Annotated in this window: 25 protein-coding genes; all 25 read right to left on the reverse strand. The window is 42.6% G+C overall.

From position 1 onward, the window contains the following. Positions 1-99 precede the first annotated feature (99 nt). Complete coding sequence (locus tag KFE17_04035) at positions 100-1662, reverse strand: FtsW/RodA/SpoVE family cell cycle protein (protein ID QUO32928.1); 1563 nt, start codon at positions 1660-1662, stop codon at positions 100-102. Positions 1663-1670: 8 nt separating this feature from the next. Further along, entirely contained in the window at positions 1671-4046 is a 2376-nt protein-coding gene (locus tag KFE17_04040; GenBank protein QUO32929.1) for a U32 family peptidase, read from the reverse strand. A 36-nt stretch (positions 4047-4082) separates the two neighbouring features. Then, positions 4083-4493: a cell division protein ZapA gene (locus KFE17_04045; protein QUO32930.1), complete on the reverse strand. Its 411-nt coding sequence runs from the start codon at positions 4491-4493 to the stop codon at positions 4083-4085. A 66-nt stretch (positions 4494-4559) separates the two neighbouring features. Continuing rightward, positions 4560-5567 carry a Holliday junction branch migration DNA helicase RuvB gene (gene ruvB / locus KFE17_04050; GenBank protein QUO32931.1) on the reverse strand — a complete coding sequence of 336 codons (1008 nt, stop codon included), beginning with the start codon at positions 5565-5567 and terminating at the stop codon, positions 4560-4562. A gap of 15 nt (positions 5568-5582) precedes the next feature. Then, a complete protein-coding gene (ruvA, locus tag KFE17_04055) occupies positions 5583-6200 on the reverse strand; it encodes a Holliday junction branch migration protein RuvA (GenBank protein ID QUO32932.1) in 618 nt (205 codons plus the stop codon). Between the two features lie 61 nt (positions 6201-6261). Next, a complete protein-coding gene (locus tag KFE17_04060) occupies positions 6262-6753 on the reverse strand; it encodes a Gx transporter family protein (GenBank protein ID QUO33614.1) in 492 nt (163 codons plus the stop codon). A 13-nt stretch (positions 6754-6766) separates the two neighbouring features. Beyond that, positions 6767-7126, reverse strand: a complete 360-nt coding sequence (locus KFE17_04065) for a NusG domain II-containing protein (GenBank protein ID QUO32933.1) — start codon at positions 7124-7126, stop codon at positions 6767-6769. Between the two features lie 142 nt (positions 7127-7268). Then, positions 7269-7760, reverse strand: a complete 492-nt coding sequence (locus tag KFE17_04070; GenBank protein ID QUO32934.1) for a hypothetical protein — start codon at positions 7758-7760, stop codon at positions 7269-7271. Between the two features lie 99 nt (positions 7761-7859). After that, on the reverse strand, positions 7860-8372 hold the full coding sequence (locus KFE17_04075; protein QUO32935.1) for a DUF2752 domain-containing protein: 513 nt from the start codon (positions 8370-8372) through the stop codon (positions 7860-7862). Next, entirely contained in the window at positions 8336-9124 is a 789-nt protein-coding gene (locus KFE17_04080; GenBank protein ID QUO32936.1) for an RnfABCDGE type electron transport complex subunit B, read from the reverse strand. The genes KFE17_04075 and KFE17_04080 overlap by 37 nt, the downstream gene beginning before the upstream one ends. A 13-nt stretch (positions 9125-9137) precedes the next feature. Next, complete coding sequence (locus tag KFE17_04085; GenBank protein ID QUO32937.1) at positions 9138-9731, reverse strand: RnfABCDGE type electron transport complex subunit A; 594 nt, start codon at positions 9729-9731, stop codon at positions 9138-9140. 6 nt (positions 9732-9737) lie between these two features. After that, positions 9738-10442 carry an electron transport complex subunit E gene (locus KFE17_04090; GenBank protein ID QUO32938.1) on the reverse strand — a complete coding sequence of 235 codons (705 nt, stop codon included), beginning with the start codon at positions 10440-10442 and terminating at the stop codon, positions 9738-9740. After that, a complete protein-coding gene (locus KFE17_04095; protein ID QUO32939.1) occupies positions 10435-11055 on the reverse strand; it encodes an RnfABCDGE type electron transport complex subunit G in 621 nt (206 codons plus the stop codon). The genes KFE17_04090 and KFE17_04095 overlap by 8 nt, the downstream gene beginning before the upstream one ends. Further along, positions 11055-11993: an RnfABCDGE type electron transport complex subunit D gene (locus tag KFE17_04100; protein ID QUO32940.1), complete on the reverse strand. Its 939-nt coding sequence runs from the start codon at positions 11991-11993 to the stop codon at positions 11055-11057. Before KFE17_04100 ends, KFE17_04095 begins: the two co-directional genes overlap by 1 nt. Before the next feature lie 23 nt (positions 11994-12016). After that, the gene (rsxC, locus tag KFE17_04105) at positions 12017-13333 is read right to left on the reverse strand and encodes an electron transport complex subunit RsxC (GenBank protein QUO32941.1); all 1317 of its coding nucleotides are present in this window, start codon (positions 13331-13333) and stop codon (positions 12017-12019) included. 187 nt (positions 13334-13520) lie between these two features. Beyond that, a complete protein-coding gene (gene rpsA / locus KFE17_04110) occupies positions 13521-14606 on the reverse strand; it encodes a 30S ribosomal protein S1 (GenBank protein ID QUO32942.1) in 1086 nt (361 codons plus the stop codon). After that, positions 14587-15441, reverse strand: a complete 855-nt coding sequence (gene ispH / locus KFE17_04115) for a 4-hydroxy-3-methylbut-2-enyl diphosphate reductase (protein ID QUO32943.1) — start codon at positions 15439-15441, stop codon at positions 14587-14589. Before ispH ends, rpsA begins: the two co-directional genes overlap by 20 nt. Continuing rightward, a complete protein-coding gene (locus tag KFE17_04120) occupies positions 15432-16088 on the reverse strand; it encodes a (d)CMP kinase (GenBank protein QUO32944.1) in 657 nt (218 codons plus the stop codon). Before KFE17_04120 ends, ispH begins: the two co-directional genes overlap by 10 nt. An 18-nt stretch (positions 16089-16106) precedes the next feature. Further along, entirely contained in the window at positions 16107-17351 is a 1245-nt protein-coding gene (locus KFE17_04125; GenBank protein ID QUO32945.1) for an NAD(P)/FAD-dependent oxidoreductase, read from the reverse strand. After that, positions 17341-18255, reverse strand: coding sequence for a MurR/RpiR family transcriptional regulator (locus KFE17_04130; protein QUO32946.1), 915 nt, complete (start codon positions 18253-18255; stop codon positions 17341-17343). The genes KFE17_04125 and KFE17_04130 overlap by 11 nt, the downstream gene beginning before the upstream one ends. Positions 18256-18366: 111 nt before the next feature. Continuing rightward, entirely contained in the window at positions 18367-19779 is a 1413-nt protein-coding gene (locus tag KFE17_04135) for an oxaloacetate decarboxylase subunit alpha (GenBank protein QUO32947.1), read from the reverse strand. A gap of 41 nt (positions 19780-19820) precedes the next feature. Beyond that, positions 19821-20969, reverse strand: coding sequence for a sodium ion-translocating decarboxylase subunit beta (locus tag KFE17_04140; GenBank protein ID QUO32948.1), 1149 nt, complete (start codon positions 20967-20969; stop codon positions 19821-19823). Positions 20970-21008: 39 nt separating this feature from the next. Continuing rightward, a complete protein-coding gene (locus tag KFE17_04145; protein ID QUO32949.1) occupies positions 21009-21377 on the reverse strand; it encodes an acetyl-CoA carboxylase biotin carboxyl carrier protein subunit in 369 nt (122 codons plus the stop codon). Positions 21378-21398: 21 nt separating this feature from the next. Further along, entirely contained in the window at positions 21399-22169 is a 771-nt protein-coding gene (locus tag KFE17_04150) for an OadG family protein (protein ID QUO32950.1), read from the reverse strand. 14 nt (positions 22170-22183) lie between these two features. Then, entirely contained in the window at positions 22184-23620 is a 1437-nt protein-coding gene (locus tag KFE17_04155) for a carboxyl transferase (protein ID QUO32951.1), read from the reverse strand. Positions 23621-23842 lie beyond the last annotated feature (222 nt).

The following is a 23842-nucleotide window of genomic DNA, read 5'->3' on the forward strand; positions in this document are numbered from 1 at the left end:
GTAATCCGTGTGAATTCTTTATTGCGAATCCGCTTTTGTTTTGGCGGTTTTCTTCGATTGTTTCTTTCTTCATCCATGTATTTTTGACTATGCACTTTTCTATCTGCCCCGCTTCCTTGCCGGCGCATTTCTTTCTCCGGCATCTTTGCGTTCCCGGAGTGCTTCACGGACGGTTGCTCCGATCTCTTCGTCAATACTACCCGTTTCTGTTCCATAGCTTTGTGGCTGCGGCCTGCGCTCAGAGGAGACTGCAGTTCTTTCTCTTTCCGGTCTCTTGGCTGGCCTGCGGGTGTGTTTTTCTTTTTCTGCGTTTTTCTGCTTTGTGCGTTTTTGTTGTTCTTTACTTCGTTCAATTGCCTCTTCCTCATCTTCTCTTAAATGATACAAGCCCTGAATAATTGCAAACATAATCAATGTACTCAGCACAGAACTTCCGCCATAACTAATCAGCGGAAGAGTTACACCGGTCGAAGGGATAAATTTTGTAACCCCTCCGATCGTAAGAAATGCCTGAAAAATAAAACAAGTTCCAAGTCCAAGCGCTACAAGCTTATAGAACACATTTACAAGCTGCAGCGCAATATTCAGAAACATAACATAACAGCTTAAATACACCAGAATCAAACAGAGCGCATAGATCAGCCCCATCTCCTCTGCAATTGCTGAAAAAATAAAATCGGTTGATGCTACCGGAATCTTATCTGCCATTCCCTGATACAGTCCCATTCCAAACCAGCTTCCGGTTCCTATTGCAAAAAGCGACTGTGCCACCTGATATCCTCCACCGGAATAGTCCGCAAACGGATCTTTCCATGCATGTACTCTTGTTCGGATATGTGTAAACAGATGATAGGCCAATACCGATGCTGCCGAACCCGCACCAAGTCCTGCCACAATATAAAGCGGCTGTCTTGTTGCTACATAAAGCATTACTAAATACACGACAAAAATGATCAGCGCCGCTCCTAAATCTTTCGAGACAACAAGAATCAGCACATGTGCGGCTGCAATCGCCGTTGTCGTAACAATATTTTTAAACTGCACCGATTCTGCGAAGCTTGCTGCCACAAGAAACACAAACAAAATCTTAACAAATTCCGACGGCTGAATACCAAATCCTCCAATTTCAAATCCCAGTTTAGCGCCGCCGGAGATCGGTGCGATCACAAGCACCAGTGCCAGTGCAATAATACCTACAACCCCGTACACTTTTTTCAGAGAAGCCAGTATTTTTATCCGACTCATGGCCACCGGAACGAGAAGACTGATCACCACACCTCCTGCTGCAATCACCGTCTGTTTTAAAGAAAGATTATAAGACAGACGTGTCAGCATAATAAATCCTGCACTTAGCAGCATACACATATTGTTTACAATCAATCGCGATACCCTCGGATAGATTTTCGTATATAACAAAATAATCATAGCCAGTACAAATACCTGACCAATGTATAAATACAGAACCCTTTTTTCCTGTGTCTGTAAATACATCACAAGAAAGGCCACAAGATGAATTTCAAACATCAATACATTTTGTGTCCGGAGAATCCTGCGCTTTTTTCTGCTGTCATGATGTCCAAATACCGCAAAACATTGATAAGTATACGCAATCATAAATAAAATTATGAGATATTTTGACAGCTCTACAATAATATTAACCAAATCTTCACCTACTTTATTCCTCGTTTAAAGTGTCCCCTTGTAAATTCCCCTGTTATTTTGGATATCTCGCCCTGTTCCAGGAACACCTTGCGATAACGCTCTACACATGCTTTTACCTGCGAAGCATTCTCCCGCGTAAACATCATTCGAATCGCCCGGGGAGCCAGATTTTCTATTTCTTCGCGCTGATCTGTCAGCATAATAGGCGCAGTATTATAAATGATGTTATAACAATCTTCACAATTGTTTCTGACCTGAAATTGTTTCTGACAACGGTCAGTCAGTGTCATAACCCCTGATTTCTTTCTGCATCCTCCGGTTGTCTTTTGAATGCATTGGGCAGACAGCATTACCGGAATATAACCATAGACGATAAGCTCTTTGTCATGGATTCCAAGTCTTCGAAGTTCCCCGGCATTCAGCTCCAGCGGCGCAGTTCCTTCTTTGACACCAAGTTCTCTCCAAAATCTATCTGCTTCCCGATTGAATCGATATAGATTATGATCTGTCACAATGGTTCCCTGATAATTATGTGTTTTCAAAAATGCAAAACTTTCATAATTTCGTATTAATACACCATCAAAGCCTGTTCCTGTGAATGCTGTATAGTTTTCTTCATATCTTTGAACTGTATTGGAGCGGAAAATATGAGGCATTGCTAAGAAAATCTCTTTCCCCATCTCATGAGCCAGCTGTACGATCTTTTGTATTTCCTCACTGTCAAAAACATCTGAAACTGCGAAACTTTCCAGATAGATTCTCTCAACGCCCTGTTCACAGCACAGTGCATCAAACTGCTCTTTTGTTTCAGCCAAAGCATACATCCTCAGCCGCTGCTCTTCTGCAGAATCTCTTTCCAATACTTCATCTGCTTCCTGCGGTGTTTCTCTTCGGTAACTGCCGCATAGTCTGCGTTCTAATTCTTCAAGGGCTTCTCTGCGAAGCTCATTTAAAGTCTGCACCGGTACAAACAGATCTTCTTCCATTTGAATTTCTAATGTCTCAAATACAAAAGGCGTTGTCCCTGTTTTGCACATTTGTTTTTTTATCCGATCGATCGTCATCGGCTGCGTCTGTGCCTTTTCAGCCGGTTTCCCATACACCTCTACTGCAATACCGTTTTTTTCAACCTTTAGTGTAACAGAATTTGTCGTAGAAAGTATTAAAATCCCATTAATTTTTTCTTTTATTTTCGTATCCACATAGTTTTTCCGAAGTGCTTCAATCAAAGCCGTATTGCGTACTCTGTTAAGTACCGCATTTTTCTTTACCGCATGATTTCGATGAGTTGTAAGGCTAACCTTATTTCCTTCCAAAACACTCTCTGCCATTGTGAAATTTTCTTTTTCTCTTCCGATTTCAATTACATCTCCGGGATGCAGTTCTGTCAATGCCTTGCCTATGATTCGATTGCCCTGAATTTTTTCAACTGTTACTGCCTGAACTCCGGCATGATTCGGACGAGCCAGAGACAACATTTCCCGCCCGTTTCTCATCTGATAGTAACCGGAATGAAATCCGCCGCGATTATAGATGTCCATAAGCATCTGTTTATCTTCCGGCAATACCCGATATCCTTTCTCTCCTCTTTCCAAATACAAATCTGTATATTTTCGGTACATCGAAGTAACTGCCGCCACATATTCCGGTTTTTTCATTCTCCCTTCAATCTTAAAAGAATAAATTCCCGCCTGAATAAGCTTTGGCAAAAGATCCAGCGTACAGATATCTTTCAGACTCATCAGATATTCCGGCTTTTTGCTATGCGCTGTCTGATACAAAAGTCTGCACGGCTGTGCACACTGTCCCCGGTTTCCGCTTCTTCCGCCAATCATACTGCTTAAAAGACATTGACCGGAATAACAATAGCAAAGTGCGCCATGCACAAAGCTTTCGATCTCCATTCCCGTCTGCTTCACAATCTCTGCCACTTCTGAAAGCTGTAGTTCTCTCGCCGTTACGACACGTTCTGCGCCCAATTGCTGCAGAAATTTTGCACCGTATGTATTTGTAATTGTCATCTGCGTGCTGGCATGAATAGCCATATTAGGGAAATGCCGTTTCACAAATCTCAGCACTCCGATATCCTGTACAATAACCGCATCCAATCCCTGCTGATAATATGGGAGCAAATACTCATATAACTGTTCAGACAATTCCTGCTCTTTCAACAATGTATTTACCGTCAAATAAATCTTTTTCCCATGCAAATGTGTATAATCAATTGCTTGCAGCAGTACATCTTCTTCCGGGTTGTCTGCAAAAGCTCTTGCTCCAAATAAAGAACCGCCGATGTATACCGCATCCGCTCCTGCTGCAATCGCTGTCTTTAAACTTTCATAGGAACCGGCCGGCGCCAATATTTCTGTCCTTTCTTTCGTCATAATCCCTTTCCTCAAAAAAGGCTGTCAGAAGACAGCCTATTTTTTCTTACTTTGTATTTCTGTTTCTAATTTTACGATCTGCATCTGAAGTTCGCGGTTCTCTTCGCGTACTTTGTCCAGAGCTTTTTGTGTATTTTCGTATTTGATCTGTGTTGAAATCAGATCATGTTTCAGATCATATACTTCTTTATCCCGTCCCTCTGCGTCATTTTCCAGAGAATCTGCCTGTGTCTTTGCCTTGAAGTAGTCATCCGCAATATTCAGCGCCAGCAAAATACTTCTTGTTTCTGCACTCTGCTTGCGATAACTCTCATTATTTGAACATTCTGTCAGTTTATGGTTCAGATATGCAGATACTTTCTGCAAATATTCTTCACTTTCAAATCCGCTCAGCGTAAATACCTTTCCGCCAATCAAAACCTCTGTATAATTCTTAGCTGATGCCATTGGCATTACCTCCTCGAATTTCTCTTTTGTTCTTCCTATTATAAACGATATCGCACAAAAAACCAACTATTTTCCGGTATTTTCTGTGGAAATTCCGAGGTGATGGTACGCGAATTCTGTCACAACCCGTCCACGGGGAGTCCTTTGAAGAAATCCATTCTTTAGAAGATACGGTTCATACACTTCTTCGATCGTTCCTGAATCTTCTCCAATTGATGCTGCCAGTGTATCAAGTCCTACCGGTCCTCCGCCGAATTTCTGAATCATAGTCATTAAAATATTTCTGTCAATATGATCCAGACCATATCGATCTACATCCAAAAGATCGAGCGCATAGACGGCAACTTGCTCTGTAATGACTCCGTCATAGCGAATCTGCGCAAAATCTCTGACTCTCTTCAGCAAACGATTCGCCAGACGCGGTGTCCCTCTGGAACGCCTTGCAAGCTCTAACGCTCCCTGTTCATCAATTTCTACATCTAATACTTTGGCAGAACGTGTAATAATTGTCTTTAATTCCTGATCCGTGTAAAACTCCAGTCGATTGATCACACCAAAACGATCTCTCAGCGGTGCCGTCAGCATCCCTGCTCTTGTTGTCGCTCCCACAAGCGTAAACTTTGGGAGATCCAGACGAATGGATCGAGCTGCTGCGCCCTTTCCGATCATAATATCTATAGCGTAATCTTCCATCGCAGGATAGAGTACTTCCTCCACCTGACGATTCAGACGGTGGATTTCATCTACAAAAAGCACGTCTCCTTCCTGCAGATTATTCAAAATTGCAGCCATCTCCCCCGGCTTTTCGATGGCAGGTCCGGAAGTGATTTTCATATGAACACCCATTTCATTAGCAATAATGCCGGCAAGCGTTGTTTTACCGAGTCCGGGCGGTCCATAGAACAACACATGATCCAGCGCCTCGCCTCTGCCCTTCGCTGCTTCAATATAAACCTTCAGCATCGTCTTCGCCTTCTCCTGACCGATATAGTCGTCCAGCATCTGTGGGCGAAGATGATTCTCAATTTTCATATCTTCTTCCAGATTTTCTGTTGTTATAATCCGTTTTGCCATGTTTTCCATCTCCTGCTATAAACTGATCATCTGCTTCAGCGCCGCTTTTAATACATCTTCTACGCTGTCCTGCGGCGAAGGCGCCGCCAGTTTTACAGCTTTTGCCGCCTCAGAAGCTGCATATCCAAGTGCAGTAAGTGCCTGAACTGCTTCCGACTGTATCTCTGATATTCCGGAAGAAACCGCCATGGGTTCTTCTTCTGAATCTCCAAGCCGAGATAACGTATCTTCGATACTCAACTTATCTTTCAATTCAATAATCAGCTTTTCCGCTGTTTTCTTCCCAATCCCGGGTGCTTTCGAAATTGCTTTTGCATCACCTGCCATTACCGCAAATCTCAGGTCATCCGGGCTGAGACAAGACAGGATGTTCAATCCGCCCTTTGGTCCGATTCCGCTGACTCCAATCACAAGACGAAATACCCTTAAGTCATCTTTTGTTAAAAATCCAAACAACTGCATCGCATCTTCCCGCACATTCAGATATGTGTGAATCTTTATCTCTGTTCCAACCGCCGGAAGTCTTGTAATAGATTCTCCCGGCATATAGATTCCGTAACCGATACCTCCTACATCTACAAGAATCCTGTCTTCTTCTATCTCCGCAAGCGTTCCTCTAATATATGAAATCATCCTTCTCCTCCTGTTCTCATTTCTGACTGCCAGATACTTGATCTGTATAAAGACCTGCACACTATATCAAAAGCTTCTGCAGCCGCTTCAGCATCTCTCTGGCCACAAATCCAATCGCAGCTCCTGTAAGAAGCCCTGCAATAATCAGAACCGGAACATAGTAAAATACATCGTAGCTTTCCACTACAGCCGCTGCCACAAGTAATTGACCAAGATTGTGGGCAACTCCTCCTCCAAAGCTTACTCCGACTACACTAAACAATTCTGTTTTTTTAAGCAAAAACATTACCGACACACTCAAAAGGCTTCCTGCCAAACTATATAAGATGCTAAACAGGTTTCCAAACAAGAATCCTGCCAGTACAACTCGCAAAACTGCCAATGTATACGCCGATAAAATATCCATCTTGTACAGCGCGATCACAACCACAAGATTTGCAAGACCAAGCTTTATTCCCGGAATCCCAATCGGCACCGGGATGAATGTTTCTACATAGCTGAAAATAAGCGCAAGCGCTGTCAATACTCCAAAATATGCTGCCTGTCGTCTCAAACTCATTCCTCCGTTACTGTGCCGTTGCATCTGTTTCCGGCTGCGTATCTGCCCTTCCGGACACCTCTGCAATTACTTTATTCGGAAGGCAAATGATACTCTCATTCTCCGACGCGATTTCTTTCTGATGCACACACAACTGGTCTTTACAGTCTGCCCATTTCATATATGCTTTTCCCTCTTCAATCACAAGCAGATTATGATCATCAATTAAAATCTCCCGATTGCAATCCAAACGATACGTTCCGTAAATACGTCCGTCCGTCTTTACAACAACGGTAGTTCCTGAATCCCGATTTACAATCTGAAACACCCACAGCACCATAGCTGTAAGACAGATTACTCCTGCCAGCAGATAATCATTTCGTTTCATATCACACCTTCATTCCTCTTCGTCCTATTCTAGCACAGGGAAATTAATTATGCAACCACATGTTCGATTCCATGTTCCCTTCCATATAATAAAAATGACGCCAGAACAACCAAAGTCCTGACATCATCTTTGATACTCTCGTTTAGTACACTCCATAGTGCTGCACATAACTAAATACAGCGCTTCCGAGAATTGACATTACAAGGAAATAAACAACTGCAACACCTGCCATCACAATTAATGCTGCACGGCAGTAATTTCTCCGGTTAATATTGCCTTTTTTGCTAAATGCCCAAAAAATGTAGAGGATGATTCCTCCACAGCACGGGATCAACAACGCTAATAAAGTAAGCGCCCATTCTCCCATAGAAAGCGGGCGTGTATCCAGCTCCTCTTCTCCTGCCTTCTGGCTTCTGCTGTAATCAGCATGATAACCGGTATTTCCATAGTCATATGTCTGTTCCTGCTGATAATTATATTGACGATAATCTCCTGTCGGTTTATTCTCCGGTACGATTGTTCCATTCATTTCAGACTGCTGCGGTTCTTCTGCTGTTTCACTTGCTGCCGGCACAACAGACTGCGTGGATTCACCTGTCTCCGGTTGATTTTTCTCAAATTCCTGTTCTGTCATATCTTTCACCTCCTGCCGGTCTGCCATCACAGCGCTTCGCTGACATGGCTAAACTCTGCGCTTATTGTACCATGCTTTGTACGAAAAAACTACCGTTTCTTACAAAAATCGAAATACAGCTCCATAGTAATAAGTCATCGGCTCATGATTCGGAAAGTATTTCAACATTCGATATACATAAAGAATTCCCATTGCTGCCAGAATCAGAACCACATATTTCAGAAGAAAGCGAGTAGGTTTCTGCAAAAGATAACGGCAAACCAAAAACACCAGCACGAATACTGCAATCGGATAGATCATCGGATGCATTTGAAATGCTTCTGCAAATCGAAAATGAAGCAGTGCGATTCCTGCTCTCGTTAATCCGCATCCGGGACAGGGAAAGCCGGTCAGCATTACAATCGGACAGCTGCTGTAAAAAAATTTCAAACAGAAGAAAAGATATCCGGCAATAATCACAACTGCCAGACCATATGCACGGATATCTTCCCTAACAAGCTGCAGGGCAGTACGCAGAACCTCTCCCGGTGAGCGTCTGCGATACTGCTTTGTCCTCTGAACTTTTTTTGCCTTTTTTATAAAATGATTTTCTTTGGACATTTCTCTGCACATTTTCCACATCCGGTACATTTCTCCGGATCGATATGAGCAATATTATTTTCAACTGTGACTGCATCAAATTCACATACTTTCTGACACATACGGCATCCGATACATCCAACAGAACATACTGCCATGACATCTTTTCCTTTGTCTTTGGAACTGCACTGTACAAGATGCTTCTGTTCATATGGAACAAGCTCAATCAATCCTTTCGGACATGCTGCTACACATTTTCCACAGGATTTGCATGCCTCTTTATCTACAACTGCTACACCATCAACGATGTGGATTGCATCAAATGGACATGCCTTTACGCAGGAGCCGAAGCCAAGACACCCGTAAGTACATCCTTTTGGCCCCCCATTTTGCATCATTCCAGCCATTACACAGTCTTCAATACCTGTATAATCATATTTCTGTTTTGCCTTTTCACATGTGCCGGCACATTTTACAAATGCCGTCATGCGAACAGATTCTCCGACATTCTCTCCCATAATCTCAGCAATCTTCTCAGCTACAGGCGCTCCGCCTACCGGACAAGCCCCAACCGGCGCTTCTCCTTTCACAATTGCAGCTGCCAGTCCTGAACATCCTGCATACCCGCAGCCTCCGCAGTTATTTCCCGGAAGAACACTTCCGATCTCTTCTTCTCGCGGATCCACTTCAACAGCAAATTTTTTGCCGGCTACTCCGAGGAAAACGCCAATAAATAATCCGGTACCGCCAACAATTACTGCGGCTAAAATAATTCCCATGATCATTTTTCTATTCCTCCTATATCAGTCCGGAAAAACCAAAGAAAGCAATAGACATCAGCGCTGCCGTTACAAGAACAATCGGTGTTCCTTTAAATGCTTCCGGAATTCCGGTATTATTGTCAACTTTCTCTCTAATTCCTGCCATAATTACAATCGCTACAAGAAATCCGATTGCTGTGCCGAAACCATTGATCACACCTGTTAAAACATTGTACTCTTTCTGCACATTTGTCAGTGCAACTCCAAGTACAGCGCAGTTTGTTGTGATCAGTGGGAGGTATACTCCCAATGCCTGATACAATGACGGCATGGCTTTCTTTAAAAACATTTCTACAAACTGTACGAGACATGCAATTACAAGGATGAAAACAATTGTCTGCAGATAAACCAGTTTTCCTCCGAGAATTGCAGGATTCGCCAGAATATATTTATAGATCAGTCCTGTTACAAATGATGCGATTGTTATAACGAATACAACAGCGCCTCCCATTCCGGCAGCTGTCTCAACCTTCTTGGATACCCCAAGAAATGGACAGATTCCTAAGAACTGGCTGAGTACAACGTTATTTACAAGTGCAGAACCAATCGCAATGATCAATAATTCTTTCATAGCTCACTACTCCTTTTCCTGACCTGTCGGGAAGATATTACCTGTACATCCTTTGCAGGAAGCACATCCTCCCTCCGGACATCCGCCTTCTGATGGTGCTGCTGCCTTGTTTTTCTTAGCCGCATTGGCTTTTACTTTATTCTGTACTGCCACAAGTCCTGCAAGTACAAGAAATGCTCCCGGCGCTAAAATAAAGATTGTAACCGGCTCATAAGCAGACGGCATTACCTGAAATCCAAAAATCTGACCGGCTCCAATAAGTTCACGGACAATACCGATTGCTGTCAGCCCCACTGTAAAACCAAGCCCCATTCCGATTCCGTCAAAAATAGATGGAAGTACCGGGTTTTTTGAAGCATAACTCTCTGCACGTCCCAGAATAATGCAGTTTACAACGATCAACGGAATATAGAGTCCGAGAGAAGCATATAAACTTGGCACAAATCCCTGCAGAAGAAACTGCACAATCGTTACAAATGATGCAACAACAACGATAAATGCCGGCATTCTGACAGAATCCGGAATAATTTTCCGTAACATGGAGATCAGCATATTCGATAATACAAGTACTACTGTTGTAGAAAGACCCATTCCCACTCCATTGACTGCGGATGTTGTTACCGCAAGTGTCGGACACATACCGAGCATCAGGACAAACGTAGGATTTTCTTTTACGAGACCATTCCATAGTCTCTCTGTACATTTATTCATTGACACTGCCTCCTAACACATTTTGATAATAGGCTAATGCTGCATTTACTCCACCGGTAACAGCTTTCGATGTAATCGTTGCACCACTGATCGCATCGATTTCAGAATCTGATGCTGCGCCATTTTTTGTTACTTCAAACTGAGCAGCCTGTTTTCCTGAAAACTGTTCGTAAAACTCCGGTTCCTGCGCATTCATACCAAGACCTGCAGTTTCGCTGATTGACAGAATTGAAATTCCATTCAAAGTTCCATCGGACAGAATTCCGACAGAAATCTGAATATTTCCGCCATATCCTTCTTTATCTGTCACCGTCACTACATATCCGATTTCTTCGCTTCCGCTAAGTGCTTTTGCTGCTTCATCAATAACAGCATTTACAGCTGATCCGCCAATCGTCGCCTGTTCAACAGCTGCTGCAGCTTCATTTACATCAACTGTCATTGGCTCAAATGCATCTGCCTCCGGAAGCACCTGACGATAGGCTTCCTGTTTCGCTGCTTCCTGAGATGCAGCAATCGGTTCTTTCGTTACTTCATATACGATCCCAAGCAGCAAACCGGATACAAGTGTGATCGCTGTCAGAATCAACGTATTTTTCATAATCTTATTCATTATTTCTCTCCTCCTTTACCAAATGGTTTTGGAAGAGTTACCTTCTCAATCAACGGTACAAGCATATTGCTGATAATGATCGCATAAGATACACCTTCTGCAGAGCCGCCGAAGAGACGGAACAATCCTGTCAGGATACCAAGCAGCATGCCATATACAATCTGCCCTCTCTTTGTAATCGGTGAGGTTACATAATCCGTTGCCATGAACCATGCACCGAGCATCAGACCGCCGCCGCACAGATGTGCTGTAATAAACTGCGGATCAAATCCATGTCCGCCAAAAATACTGATAAAGATCACAAATGTAGCAATATATGTACCAGGGATGCGAAGATCGATGATGCCAAGAAGCAGAAGGAAGATCGCACCAATCATAATTGCAATAACAGAAGTCTCACCAATCGTTCCCGGAATCGTTCCAAGAAGCATTTTGAATGTATTGACTCCTTCAAGACTTCCGTCAGCCCGCATCTGTGCCAAAGGTGTTGCTGATGTCACACCATCATATACAAATGTTGTCATTCTTCCAGTAAAGGAAATCAAAAGGAAACACCTTGCACCAAGCGCAGGGTTCATAAAATTCTGTCCTAATCCTCCAAACAGCTGTTTTACAACAAGAATTGCAAAAACACTTCCAAGCGCTCCCATCCAGAGCGGCGCTGTCGGCGGAAGGTTCAGTGCCAGCAAAAGACCTGTTACAACTGCACTGAAATCATTGATAGTTATTTTCTTATGCATCAGCTTTTCATAAACATATTCTGTCAAAACTGCTGCTGCTGTCGTCACGATAATATTCCACAATGCCGGAAGTCCAAAATTAAATACGCCAAATGCTGCTGCCGGCAACAATGCAATTGTTACCATAAGCATAATATTGCTTGTCGTAATTTTATCCCGGACATGCGGAGATGATGAAAGATGATATTGTTCACTCACGCCCGTATTCCTACCCTTTCTCTCTATTTCTTTTTATGCGATAAAGCGATTTTTCTCATAGATCCGATTGCCTGCTTTAAATGACGTTTTGCCGGACAAACATAGCTGCAGGAACCGCACTCTACACATTCCAGCCCTTCCCATTTTACAAAAGAAGACTCATCCATCCGCTCTGCAAAATCTGCAAGTCTTGACGGAATAATCCGACTCGGACACGCATCTACACATCGTCCGCAGTTAATGCAGGCCGTTGCTTCCTGTTTTGCAACTTCATCTTCTGTAAATCCGAGAATTGCAGAAGATGTCTTAGTCACAGGCGTATCTGTCGTAAACATAGCAAATCCCATCATTGGTCCGCCGGAAATAATTTTTTCCGGTTCCCCTTTGAATCCTCCTGCCGCTTCAATCAATTCATTTTGATTCATTCCGAGTGGAACAAGGAAATTGCCAGGTTCATTTACAGCATCTCCACTTACTGTTACTACTCGTTCCATTAATGGTTTTCCGGTAATGACTGCTCGATGAATGCTGATTAATGTCTCCACATTATCTACTACACAGCCTGCATCTGCCGGCAGCATACTTGAATTGATCGCCCTGCCTGTAGAGGCATAAATCAATTGACGCTCTGCACCCTGCGGATACTTTGTCTGAAGTGCTACTACTTTGATTCTCGGTTCATTCTGAACAAGCTCTTCTAACCGTTGGATACAGTCTGATTTATTATCTTCTATCGCCAAAATTCCTGTAGCATTATCAAATAACTGAAGAACAACCTTCAGACCGCTGATAAGCTCATCCGGATTTTCCAGCATTCTGCGATAGTCCGCCGTAATATACGGTTCACACTCTGCACAGTTTGCAATAATATAATCTATCTTTTCAGGTTCTTTCGGAGACAGTTTTACCCTTGTCGGGAAACCTGCACCTCCCATTCCAACGATCCCCGCCTCTGCAATGATATTAAGAATTTCTTCTTTTGTCATGTAGATCAGCGGTTTTCGCTCTTCATAGGTTACTTCTTCATACTGTTCATCATTTTCGATCACAATACTGTTTACCTTTGCACCTGTCGGATTATATCTCGGCTCAATTGCTTTTACCGTACCGGAAACAGATGCGTAAATCGGTGATGATACAAATCCACTGCTTTCAGCAATCTTTTGCCCTTTCAACACTCTATCACCAACAGAAACGATTGCCTGTGCAGGCGCACCTATATGCTGTGAAAGAGGGTATACAAGAGTCCCTTTCGGTTTCAATACCTGGATGGCTTTGTCTTTGGCGAGACTTTTGCCATCATTCGGATGAACACCACCTTTAAATGTTACAAGCTTCATACCCCATTATCCTTTCTCTTTAAGTCTTATCCTTCTCTATTATAGGCAAAAGCAATATAAAAATCCAGTTTTCCGTGCAAAAAATATTGTACATTTTAACATACAAAAAAGCTTCAAAATTGATATTTTTTCATCAATATGTAAAAAGGACTGTACACTTCTGTACAGTCCTTCGCATTATTCAGTCTTATTCTTCCTCTGCTGCTTCTTCAGATGATGTCTCTGGTTCTAATGCTTTCATGCTTAAGCTGATTTTTTTCTCTTCTTCATTCAGGTCTACTACTTTTGCTGTAATCTCCTGACCAATGCTCAGCACATCTGCCGGTTTTTCAACATGTGCTCTTGAAATCTGAGATACATGAAGTAATGCATCTACACCCGGAGCAAGTTCTACGAATGCACCAAAATCTGTCATTCTTGCGACTTTTCCTGTTACAACGCTTCCAACAGCATATGCTTCAGCTGCATTTGCCCACGGATTTGTCTCTGGGAATTTTAAAGATAAAGCAACTTTTGTATCGTTAATATCTTTTACAAGAACTTTCACAGTATCGCCTACCTGGAATACTTTTTTCGGGTTCTCTACTCTGCCCCAGGACATTTCAGAAATATGAAGTAAACCGTCTACTCCGCCGAGGTCAATGAATGCACCAAAATCTGTTACATTCTTAACAGTTCCTTCTACTGTATCACCAACCTGAAGTTTTGCAAATAATTCTTTCTGAAGTTCTGCTTTCTTAGCAACAAGAAGCTGTCTTCTGTCTCCGATAATACGGTTTCTTCTTGGGTTGAATTCGCTGATAACAAATTCAATTTCCTGTCCCTGATATTTTCCTAAGTCTTTCTCATATGTGTCAGACACAAGGCTTGCCGGAATAAATACTCTTGCTTCATCAACAACAACACTTAAGCCGCCGCCTAAAATCTGAGTTACAGTTGCTTTCAGAACTTCTTTGTTCTCAAATGCTTCACGCAGTCTTTCGTTGCCTTTTTCAGCTGCCAATCTCTTATATGTTAAGAGCACCTGACCTTCTCCGTCATTGACTTTCAGAACTTTCACTGTCATCGGATCTCCAACAGATACAAGCGTTGTAAGATCTACACCGGTTTCGTTTGTATATTCACTGCGTGTAATGATACCGTCTGCTTTATATCCGATGTTCAGGATAATCTCATCCGGTTTTACATCGATAACTGTACCGTCTACTACCTCTCCGTTATGTATTGTTTTAAATGACTCTTCTAACATTTGTTCAAAAGTTAAATCTGACATTATTTTGAACCTCCTCAATTATTTTATTGGGCGTCGATGCCCCAGCTGTAATACCTACTGTTTCCGAGGACCCTAATTGATTCAAATCCAAATCGTCAAGTGTCTGAATATAGTACGTATTGTTACATGCTTTTTTTGATATTTCAAATAGCTTTTGGGTATTCGAGCTGTGCTTATCGCCAATGACAAGCATGGCATCAACTTCCCCGGCAATGCAAAGCGCCTCATCCTGACGTTCTTTCGTAGCACTGCAAATCGTATTTAAAACACTTATATGATACCCCATTTTTTCTATAATTTCAACTAATTCTTTAAATTTATTGTAATTAAATGTCGTCTGTGATACAATACACAGCTCCTGATCAAATGAAGTCTGAAATCTGCAGGCATCTTCTTTTGATCCGATCACTGTCACTTTTGTTTCGGACCACCCTTTGATTCCTTCCACTTCCGGATGTTTTTCATTCCCGATAATAATAATTTCTTTGCCTTTCGCGCTCTCTTCTGCAACGATTCTGTGAATTTTTTTAACAAAAGGACAGGTAGCATCCACACAGACAATCTGATTTTCTTCCAAAAGATCATAAATATGTTTTGCTACACCGTGGGAACGGATCACAACAATCCCATCTTTCAATGAAGCCAGCTCTTCTTCTGATTCGATTACTTCTACCCCTTTTTGCCGGAGATCATTCACAACAATCTCATTATGAATAATCGGACCATAAGTATAAATCTTTTTCCCCTGATTTGTTTCTGCCTGCTCATAAACAGTCTCTACAGCCCGCTTTACCCCAAAACAAAACCCTGCTGTTTTTGCTACTTTTATCTGCATAATGCTTTAATCGCCTCCACTACTTCCTCAATTGTCATATCGGAAGAATCTATGAAAACCGCGTCTTCTGCCTGGCAAAGCGGAGATACCTGGCGATTCATATCCTGATAATCCCGCTGTTCAATATCCTGCGCTACTTTCTCATAATCGCAGTCCTCGCCCTTCTCTAAAAGTTCCCGGTAGCGTCTTTTTGCTCTTGTTTCCACGCTGGCCGTCAAATATATTTTCACATCGGCATCCGGTAAGATTCTTGTTCCGATGTCACGTCCGTCCATGACCACATCCTCAGTTCTGGCAAGCTCTCTCTGCAGCGACAGCAGATGCTCACGCACTTCAGCGACAGCAGAGCTTTTAGAGGCCATATTTCCTACCATCTCTTCTCTAAGCCGGTCTGTAACATTCTGTCCGTTTAGATATACCTGCTGCATTCCATCTTCATAGGCAATCTTAATTTCTGCACCTGTACAGGCTTTGGCAATCGAATTACTATCTTCCGGGGCGATTCCGAGTTTTAAAAAATACAGCGCCATCGCCCGATACATTGCTCCGGTATCTACATAAATAAATCCTTTTTCTTTCGCAACTTTTTTTGCTATTGTACTTTTACCGGCACCAGCCGGTCCATCTATTGCAATATTATATCCCATCTAAACTCTGCCTCCGTATTATTCTTCTGCGATTCCGGCGTTCATCCCCGCTGCATAAGCTGTTGACCATGCAATCTGAAGATTAAATCCTCCTGTCAGCGCATCCAGATCCAAAACTTCTCCCGCAAAATAAACGCCCGGTACAATCTTGGACTCCATTGTCGCCGGATTGATTTCTTTTACGTTTACACCGCCTTTTGTAATAATTGCTTCATTATAATCCCGCAAGCCGGTCAGTGTTGCCGGAAATGCTTTCATCAATTTTACAAATCTCTGGCGTTCTTCCTTTGAAATTTCATTTACTTTTTTATCCGGATCGATTCCACTAAGTGAAATCATTACCGGAATCAATTTTGCCGGAAAGAGCTTGTGGACTGCATTTTTAAACTGTTTATTCCGATTCTCCTCAAAATCCCGAAGCACCCTCTGATCAAGCTGTTCTTCTGAAAGTGCGGGTTTGAGATCAATCTGAAGTTCCAATGATTGTTTTAAAAGCCTTTTTCCCACAATGCTGCTGGCACTTAACATCAGCGGTCCGCTTACTCCATAATGAGTGAACAGCATTTCTCCAAAATCACTGTACAGAACTTTTTTGCCATTCAAAATCTTTACTGCTACATTGCGAAGCGACAGTCCCTGAAGCTCATGCGTATAGACTTCCTCCGTCTCCATTGGAACAAGTGCCGGCATCAGCTCTGTTACCTTATGGCCCAGTTCCGCTGCAAACCGGTATCCATCTCCACGAGATCCTGTTGTCTGATAAGAAAATCCACCTGTTGTAATAATACAGGCATCTCCATGTATCTTTTCTCCCTTTTCAAGTATAACCGCGTCAAATCTTCCTTCTTTTGTAAGAATTTCTTTCACTTTTGTGTTCAGATGTATTTGCACTCCCTGAGTTTTCATCTCTTTTTGCAGCACCTGGATCACATCAGAAGAATGATCTGACACCGGAAAAACTCTGTCTCCGCGCTCAATTTTTGTCTTCAGCCCGATTTCTTCAAAGAAGCGAATGGTGTCCTCATTCGTATATCCATAAAAACTGCTGTACAAAAACTTAGCGTTGGATACAACCGACCGGAAAAGTACTTCCATATCGGCAGCATTCGTCAGATTACAGCGTCCTTTTCCTGTAATAAATAGTTTTTTCCCAAGCTTTTCGTTCTGTTCATATAAGTGTACTTCCCGACCATTTCTTGCAGCAAAGATAGCCGCAAACATTCCGGCAGCTCCTCCGCCTATTATCAGCACTTTATTCTTCATATCCTAATTCCATCCTGTCATCTACCTGATTCAGTTCATCACCGCTGTATACCTGATATTCATCCCAGATTTCTTCCAGCGTCTCCAACGTCTTTACAACTTCCTTTTGTTTCTTCATGCACAATGCTACAACAAGCGCATTGATCACACTAAGCGGCGCCACAAGCGAATCTACAATAGAAGCCATGTCGCTTCTTGCAATCAGATTACAGGAAGAATAAATAGTCATTGGCGAGTGCACACTGTCTGTCAGTGTGATCACCTTTGCTTTTCTATTGCTGGCAAATTCTAACGCCTTTAGTGTACGCATCGAATACCGCGGAAAACTAATGCCGATTACGACATCTTCCTCACCAATCCGTATCATCTGTTCAAAGATCTCGCTGGAGCTGTTGGTATGAACCAGTGTAATATGGTCAAAGATCAGATTCAGGTAATAACTCAAGAAGTTAGCCAACGGCGCACAGCTGCGAATCCCGATAATATAAATCTTCCGCGCCTTTACAATCGTATCCACCGCTTCTTCAAAAGCCTTCTGATCCAGACTTCCTATCGTCATCTTAATCTTCTCAATATCCGACTGCAATACAGACTCCAGAATCTCTGACTGACTGATACGCCCATAAGTTACTTCCATACGCTGAATGGAATTCAGTTTATGTCTTACAAGCTCTTCCAGCGCTCTTTGAAAACCCGGATATCCTTTATAACCAAGCTGAGTTGCAAAGCGCACAACCGTAGACTCACTTACTCCTACAACTTTTCCAAGTCTGGCTGCAGTCAAAAATACCGCCTTATCGTAATTCTGAACAATATAGTCTGCAAGCCGTTTCTGCCCTTTGCTCAGTTCTTTGTACTGTTCTTCTATTCTCCGCAATAATTCATTCTTATTGTTACTGCTCATATTCTGACTCTTCCTTTTTTCTAAAATACCTCTTCTATATTAAATGTTTTTCAGAAAAAAAACAAGGAAGAAAACCAGAATCTCTGATTTTCTCCCCGATTATTTATTTCCTTATACCGGATAAGCACCGTTCTCTGTATCGGCAACTGTCTGATCTACTTTTGTCTGCTGAGCTTCCCGATATTTAAAATAGTCTGTTGCCACCTGCGGGAATAATGCATAAGACAATACGTCCTCATCCTGCTGTGACCACTGTGCCATTTCTCCTCGCAGTGTGTCAAGTTCATCCGGAATCAGATCTGCCGGACGACATGTAATGACTTCTGCATCTCCAATACATTTCTTCTGTACTTCTTCGTTAAATGGCTTAACTGTTTTTCCGTATTTTCCGCTTAAAATATCTTTCGTTTCTTTTGTTGCCATTTTGTAACGTTCGCCCATCAATACGTTAAATACAGCCTGTGTACCGACAATCTGTGAAGATGGTGTTACAAGCGGCGGTTCTCCGAGATCTTTTCGCACTCTTGGAACCTCTTCTAACACTTCATAATACTTATCTTCTGCACCCTGCTCTTTTAACTGTGATGTCAGGTTAGAAAGCATTCCGCCCGGAACCTGATACAGAAGTGTTTTAATATTAACTCCCAGATTCTTTGGATTGAGAAGTCCGGATTCCAGAGCTTCGTCGCGGATCGGACGGAAATAGTCTGCAATTTCTGCAAGCAATTTCTGATCCAGTCCTGTATCGTACGGCGTTCCCTTAAATGTCTCTACCATAACTTCTGTCGCCGGCTGAGACGTTCCCATTGCAAACGGTGAGATTGCAGTATCGATCACATCAACTCCGGCTTCTACTGCCTTCAAATAAGTCATAGACGCAACGCCTGATGTGTAATGTGTATGAAGCTGAATCGGAAGTGTTGTTGCTTCTTTCATCGCCTGTACCAGTTCTGTTGCTTTATACGGCACAAGAAGTCCTGCCATATCTTTAATACAGATTGATGTAGCTCCCATATCTTCAATTCTTTTCGCAATATCGATCCAGTATTCCAGTGTATAAGCATCTCCCAGTGTATAAGAAAGCGCAACCTGTGCATCTGCTTTTTCTGACACTGCTGCTGTTACCGCTGTCTGAAGGTTGCGAAGGTCATTCAGACAATCAAAAATACGAATAATATCAATTCCATTTGCAACAGATTTCTTCACGAAATATTCTACTACATCATCAGCATACGGGCGATATCCGAGAATATTCTGCCCACGGAACAGCATCTGAAGTTTTGTGTTTTTAAATCCGGCACGGAATTTACGAAGTCTGTCCCACGGATCTTCTTTCAAAAATCTGAGAGAAGCGTCAAATGTGGCTCCACCCCAACATTCGACAGAATGATATCCGACCTGATCCATTTTATCAATGATCGGAAGCATCTGTTCTGTTGTCATACGTGTCGCAATCAAAGACTGATGTGCATCACGCAGAATTGTTTCAGTTATTTTAATTGGTTTTTTTACCATTTCTGCCATTGTGTGTTCCTCCTATTTCCTGGACAATTATGCCCTGTCTCCTATACCCCGAAAATCGCCATAAAAGTTCCGGCGGCAACCGCTGTTCCGATTACGCCGGCTACATTCGGTCCCATTGCATGCATCAACAGGAAGTTCGTCGGATCAGCTTCTGCACCAACTTTCTGTGATACACGCGCTGCCATCGGTACTGCAGATACTCCGGCAGAACCAATCAGCGGATTGACTTTTCCGTGAGTTGCATAACACATAATCTTACCAAAAATAACACCGGATGCCGTTCCGAATGCAAATGCAATCAAACCAAGCGCCACAATTTTTAATGTAGTCCAGTTCAGGAATGCTTCTGCACTTGTTGTAGCGCCAACAGACGTTCCAAGTAAAATAACAACAATATACATCATTGCATTTGAGGCAGTCTCTGTCAGCTGTCTTACAACGCCACATTCTTTAAACAGGTTTCCGAGCATCAGCATACCAACAAGCGGAGCCGTTGTCGGAAGAATCAGGCAGACAACGATTGTAACGATGATCGGGAACAGAATTCTTTCCAGTTTTGATACCGGACGGAGCTGTTCCATTTTAATCTTTCGCTCTTTTTCTGTTGTCAGAAGCTTCATGATCGGCGGCTGAATAATCGGCACAAGCGACATATAAGAATACGCTGCCACAGCAATCGGTCCCAGAAGTCCTGTCTGCTGCAGTTTGCTTGCAAGGAAAATAGATGTTGGTCCGTCAGCACCGCCAATGATAGAGATGGCAGCTGCTGCTTTATCTGAGAATCCCATTGCCATAGCGCCAAGATATGCTGCGAAAATACCAAACTGTGCAGCAGCTCCAAGAAGGAAGCTGGCCGGATTTGCAATCAGAGGACCGAAATCAGTCATAGCCCCGACTCCCATGAAAATCAGGGATGGAAGAATTGCCCATTCATCCAGTTTGAAGAAATAATATAATAATCCACCTGTTCCGTTCGCTGCATCTTCAGCATGGAGCATAATATCCGGATAGATATTAACAAGCAGCATACCAAATGCGATCGGAATCAGAAGTAACGGTTCGAACCCATGCTTTATCGCCAGATACAGGAAACCGCATGCAACTGCAATCATCAAAAAGTTTCCCCATGTCAAATTGAAGAAGGCAGTCTGATGAACGAGGTTTCCCAGGGTCGTTGTAATATATTCCATGTTTAAACCTCCTGTAACATCCGAAGATGAGCTAATTGTTTAGTTTAATGTAGCAAGAACTGCTCCTGATTCAATTGCATCACCGACAGCTACATTAATGCTTGCAACTGTTCCATCTTCCGGTGCTACAACCGGGATTTCCATTTTCATTGCTTCAATGACAACAACCGTATCTCCGCTTTTCACTGTCTGACCAACAGATGCCTCAATCTTAAATACTTTTCCTGCCGCACCTGCTTTTACTTCTACACTTCCTGCTGCCGGTTTCGCTGCTGCCTTTGCCGGTGCTGCTTTTGGTGCTGCAACAGGTGCTGCCGCCGGTCTTGCAGCCGGTGCAGTGCCATTAGCCACTTCTTCTACTGTAACATCATATACATTTCCATTTACTGTAATTGTATAGCTTTTCATATTGATTTCCTCCTAAAACGCCTATGCATTCCATTTTCCTGGTTTTCTTCTTTTTTTAATCGATCTTACAACAAATCCATCTGAGGATGTTCCCTCTGCTGCAGCAATTGCTGCAGTAATCACAGCCACAAGTTCCAGATCATCTGTTTCATCTGCGATCTCAGTTTCCTCAACAACAACCGGCGCTGCTTCTGACGGCTCTTCTTTTTTCTTTCCGGAAAATTTCTCCGCAATTACCGGAATATATTTCATAAGAGAAATCAGCCATGCCATAAAGATTAACACAACAAATACAGTTCCCATTCCAAGCACTGTATTCAATCCTGCCTTTGTCAGGATCTCTCCTGTTGTATATTCTGCACTCACGGTAAGAGATTCCAGCTTTGACTCTTCATCAAAAGCAAACTCCATAACTGCATCACGGTTCTCAAAAGATGCATTTGCTTTTAAAATTGCTCCGTCACTTTTCACTTCCATAGAATAGTCGCCATGATCAGCATATGTTCCACATTCTTTAATGGCTGCCTGCCAGGCATCCATTGCCGCAAGAAATGCATCACTTTCTAATGGAACCCCTGTGTTCATCAGAGTATAATTCAACGCATATTCAGATGTACTGTGAAACGCCTCGAACTGTTCTTCCGTCATCTGTGAGAAATTCGAAATCAAAAAGTCTGATACCTGTGCCAGCGCTTCCTGATTGTACTCTGCAGTTTCTTTCTGTCCGGAACATGCTGAAAGGCCGAGTACAAATACAAGCATACAGACAAGAATACTTAATTTCTTTTTCAATTTGGTTCACCTCACTATACTGTTCCGTGTTTTTTTACCGGACGGTCTTCCCTTTTCGTAAATAACATCTCAAATGCACCGATCAGATATTTTCTTGTATCTGCCGGTTCAATGATGGTATCTACATAGCCTCTTCTGGCGGCAGCAGCCGGACTTGTCTGAAGCGCTTCATACTCTTTTGCCTTTTTTGCAATCACTTCAGCAGCTTCATCCGCATACATAATCTTTGCTGCCAGTTTTGCATCCATCATACCGATTTCTGCTTCCGGCCATGCATAAACCATATCTGCACCAATCGATTTACTGTTCATTGCAACATAAGCGCTTCCGTAAGCCTTTCCTGTTACAACAGTTACTTTCGGAACAGTTGCATTTGCAAACGCATATGTGAGGCGTCCCGTCTCTCTTGCAATATTATTTTCAGAACACTTACATGCCTTAAATCCGTTTACATTTACAAATGTCACAACCGGAAGATTGAAAGCGTCACAGAAATTCACAAAGTCTGCCGCTTTTCTGCAGCCACGGGCAGATAATGCACAATCAAATGTCTCTGCGGCGTTTCCTTCTTCATCATAACGTGTTGTACGGTTTGCCACTGCACCAACAGTCATTCCATTTAAACGGATCAGCCCTGTTACCATATCTTTTGCAAAGTTTCTCTTTGCTTCAAAGAAAATCCCATTATCAGAAATCATTGAAAGCATAATTGCCGGATCTTCAACTGCATTTTCCAATTCTTCGCAGCGTCTGTTTAAATCATCCAGACATTCATCATAAGAATCATTGTCCTCGTTATTTCCAGGAATCATGCTGATCAGTTCGCGGATGTTCTCAATAATCTCTTCCTCGGTTCCAACAAAATCGACAAGACCTGTCTCTTTCTCCTGATAAGAAGCAGATGCCGTATCACATTTTGCTTCTGTATTTCCCGGAATTGCATTTGGTGAGTTCACAAACAAACGTCCTTTTTCTTCGATAAAAGTAAAATCTGTCAATGCCGGAACAACTGCAAGTCCTCCTCCGCATGTACCAAACACAGCAGTAATCTGCGGAATCACACCAGAAGCCATTGCCTGTTTCAAATATAATTCTCCAAATCCGTTAAGCGCATCTGTCGCTTCCTGCAGCCGCAGTCCTGCACAGTCCACAAAACCTACTACCGGTGCCCCCATCTTCATTGCCATATCATAAATATGTGCGATTTTCTTTGCATGCATTTCACCGATGGAACCATTCATCACTTCTGTATCCTGGCTGTAAACATAAACCAGATTTCCATCGATCACTCCATATCCGGTAATCACGCCGTCAGCCGGAGTGTCCTTTGCCTGTACGTTGAAATCTGTTGTTCTGGCAGTGATCTCTCTACCGATTTCAACAAAACTTCCTTCATCGAGCAATGCTGTGATTCGCTTGCCTGCGAAGTTTTCTGCTGTTCTGTTATTCATAGCCCAGTCCTCCATTTTCCTATTTCCAAATTCTTTTCAAATTCTGCCGAGTATCATTATACGGTGTTTTTCCTTAAAGTGCAATTGTTTTTGTTATTTTTTTGTCATTTTCACTTTTCCTGCCGCAAATGGATTCAGAAATTATGCTCTGTCCATTTTCTTCTAAAAATTTTTCTTTCGAAAATCAGATTTACTATATCTCTTTTTTTTAGACTGTGGTAC

This window comes from Faecalicatena sp. Marseille-Q4148 (genome assembly GCA_018228665.1).
Taxonomy (GTDB): domain Bacteria; phylum Bacillota; class Clostridia; order Lachnospirales; family Lachnospiraceae; genus UBA9414.

Bases quoted from the DNA above. Each gene is read 5' to 3' on its own strand.
- KFE17_04040 (QUO32929.1), bottom strand. From the start codon at position 4,046: ATGACGAAAGAAAGGACAGAAATATTGGCGCCGGCCGGTTCCTATGAA.
- KFE17_04045 (QUO32930.1), bottom strand. From the start codon at position 4,493: ATGGCATCAGCTAAGAATTATACAGAGGTTTTGATTGGCGGAAAGGTA.
- ruvB (QUO32931.1), bottom strand. From the start codon at position 5,567: ATGGCAAAACGGATTATAACAACAGAAAATCTGGAAGAAGATATGAAA.
- ruvA (QUO32932.1), bottom strand. From the start codon at position 6,200: ATGATTTCATATATTAGAGGAACGCTTGCGGAGATAGAAGAAGACAGG.
- KFE17_04065 (QUO32933.1), bottom strand. From the start codon at position 7,126: ATGAAACGAAATGATTATCTGCTGGCAGGAGTAATCTGTCTTACAGCT.
- KFE17_04070 (QUO32934.1), bottom strand. From the start codon at position 7,760: ATGACAGAACAGGAATTTGAGAAAAATCAACCGGAGACAGGTGAATCC.
- KFE17_04075 (QUO32935.1), bottom strand. From the start codon at position 8,372: ATGTGCAGAGAAATGTCCAAAGAAAATCATTTTATAAAAAAGGCAAAA.
- KFE17_04080 (QUO32936.1), bottom strand. From the start codon at position 9,124: ATGATCATGGGAATTATTTTAGCCGCAGTAATTGTTGGCGGTACCGGA.
- KFE17_04085 (QUO32937.1), bottom strand. From the start codon at position 9,731: ATGAAAGAATTATTGATCATTGCGATTGGTTCTGCACTTGTAAATAAC.
- KFE17_04090 (QUO32938.1), bottom strand. From the start codon at position 10,442: ATGAATAAATGTACAGAGAGACTATGGAATGGTCTCGTAAAAGAAAAT.
- KFE17_04095 (QUO32939.1), bottom strand. From the start codon at position 11,055: ATGAATAAGATTATGAAAAATACGTTGATTCTGACAGCGATCACACTT.
- rsxC (QUO32941.1), bottom strand. From the start codon at position 13,333: ATGAAGCTTGTAACATTTAAAGGTGGTGTTCATCCGAATGATGGCAAA.
- rpsA (QUO32942.1), bottom strand. From the start codon at position 14,606: ATGTCAGATTTAACTTTTGAACAAATGTTAGAAGAGTCATTTAAAACA.
- ispH (QUO32943.1), bottom strand. From the start codon at position 15,441: ATGCAGATAAAAGTAGCAAAAACAGCAGGGTTTTGTTTTGGGGTAAAG.
- KFE17_04120 (QUO32944.1), bottom strand. From the start codon at position 16,088: ATGGGATATAATATTGCAATAGATGGACCGGCTGGTGCCGGTAAAAGT.
- KFE17_04125 (QUO32945.1), bottom strand. From the start codon at position 17,351: ATGAAGAATAAAGTGCTGATAATAGGCGGAGGAGCTGCCGGAATGTTT.
- KFE17_04130 (QUO32946.1), bottom strand. From the start codon at position 18,255: ATGAGCAGTAACAATAAGAATGAATTATTGCGGAGAATAGAAGAACAG.
- KFE17_04135 (QUO32947.1), bottom strand. From the start codon at position 19,779: ATGGCAGAAATGGTAAAAAAACCAATTAAAATAACTGAAACAATTCTG.
- KFE17_04140 (QUO32948.1), bottom strand. From the start codon at position 20,969: ATGGAATATATTACAACGACCCTGGGAAACCTCGTTCATCAGACTGCC.
- KFE17_04145 (QUO32949.1), bottom strand. From the start codon at position 21,377: ATGAAAAGCTATACAATTACAGTAAATGGAAATGTATATGATGTTACA.
- KFE17_04155 (QUO32951.1), bottom strand. From the start codon at position 23,620: ATGAATAACAGAACAGCAGAAAACTTCGCAGGCAAGCGAATCACAGCA.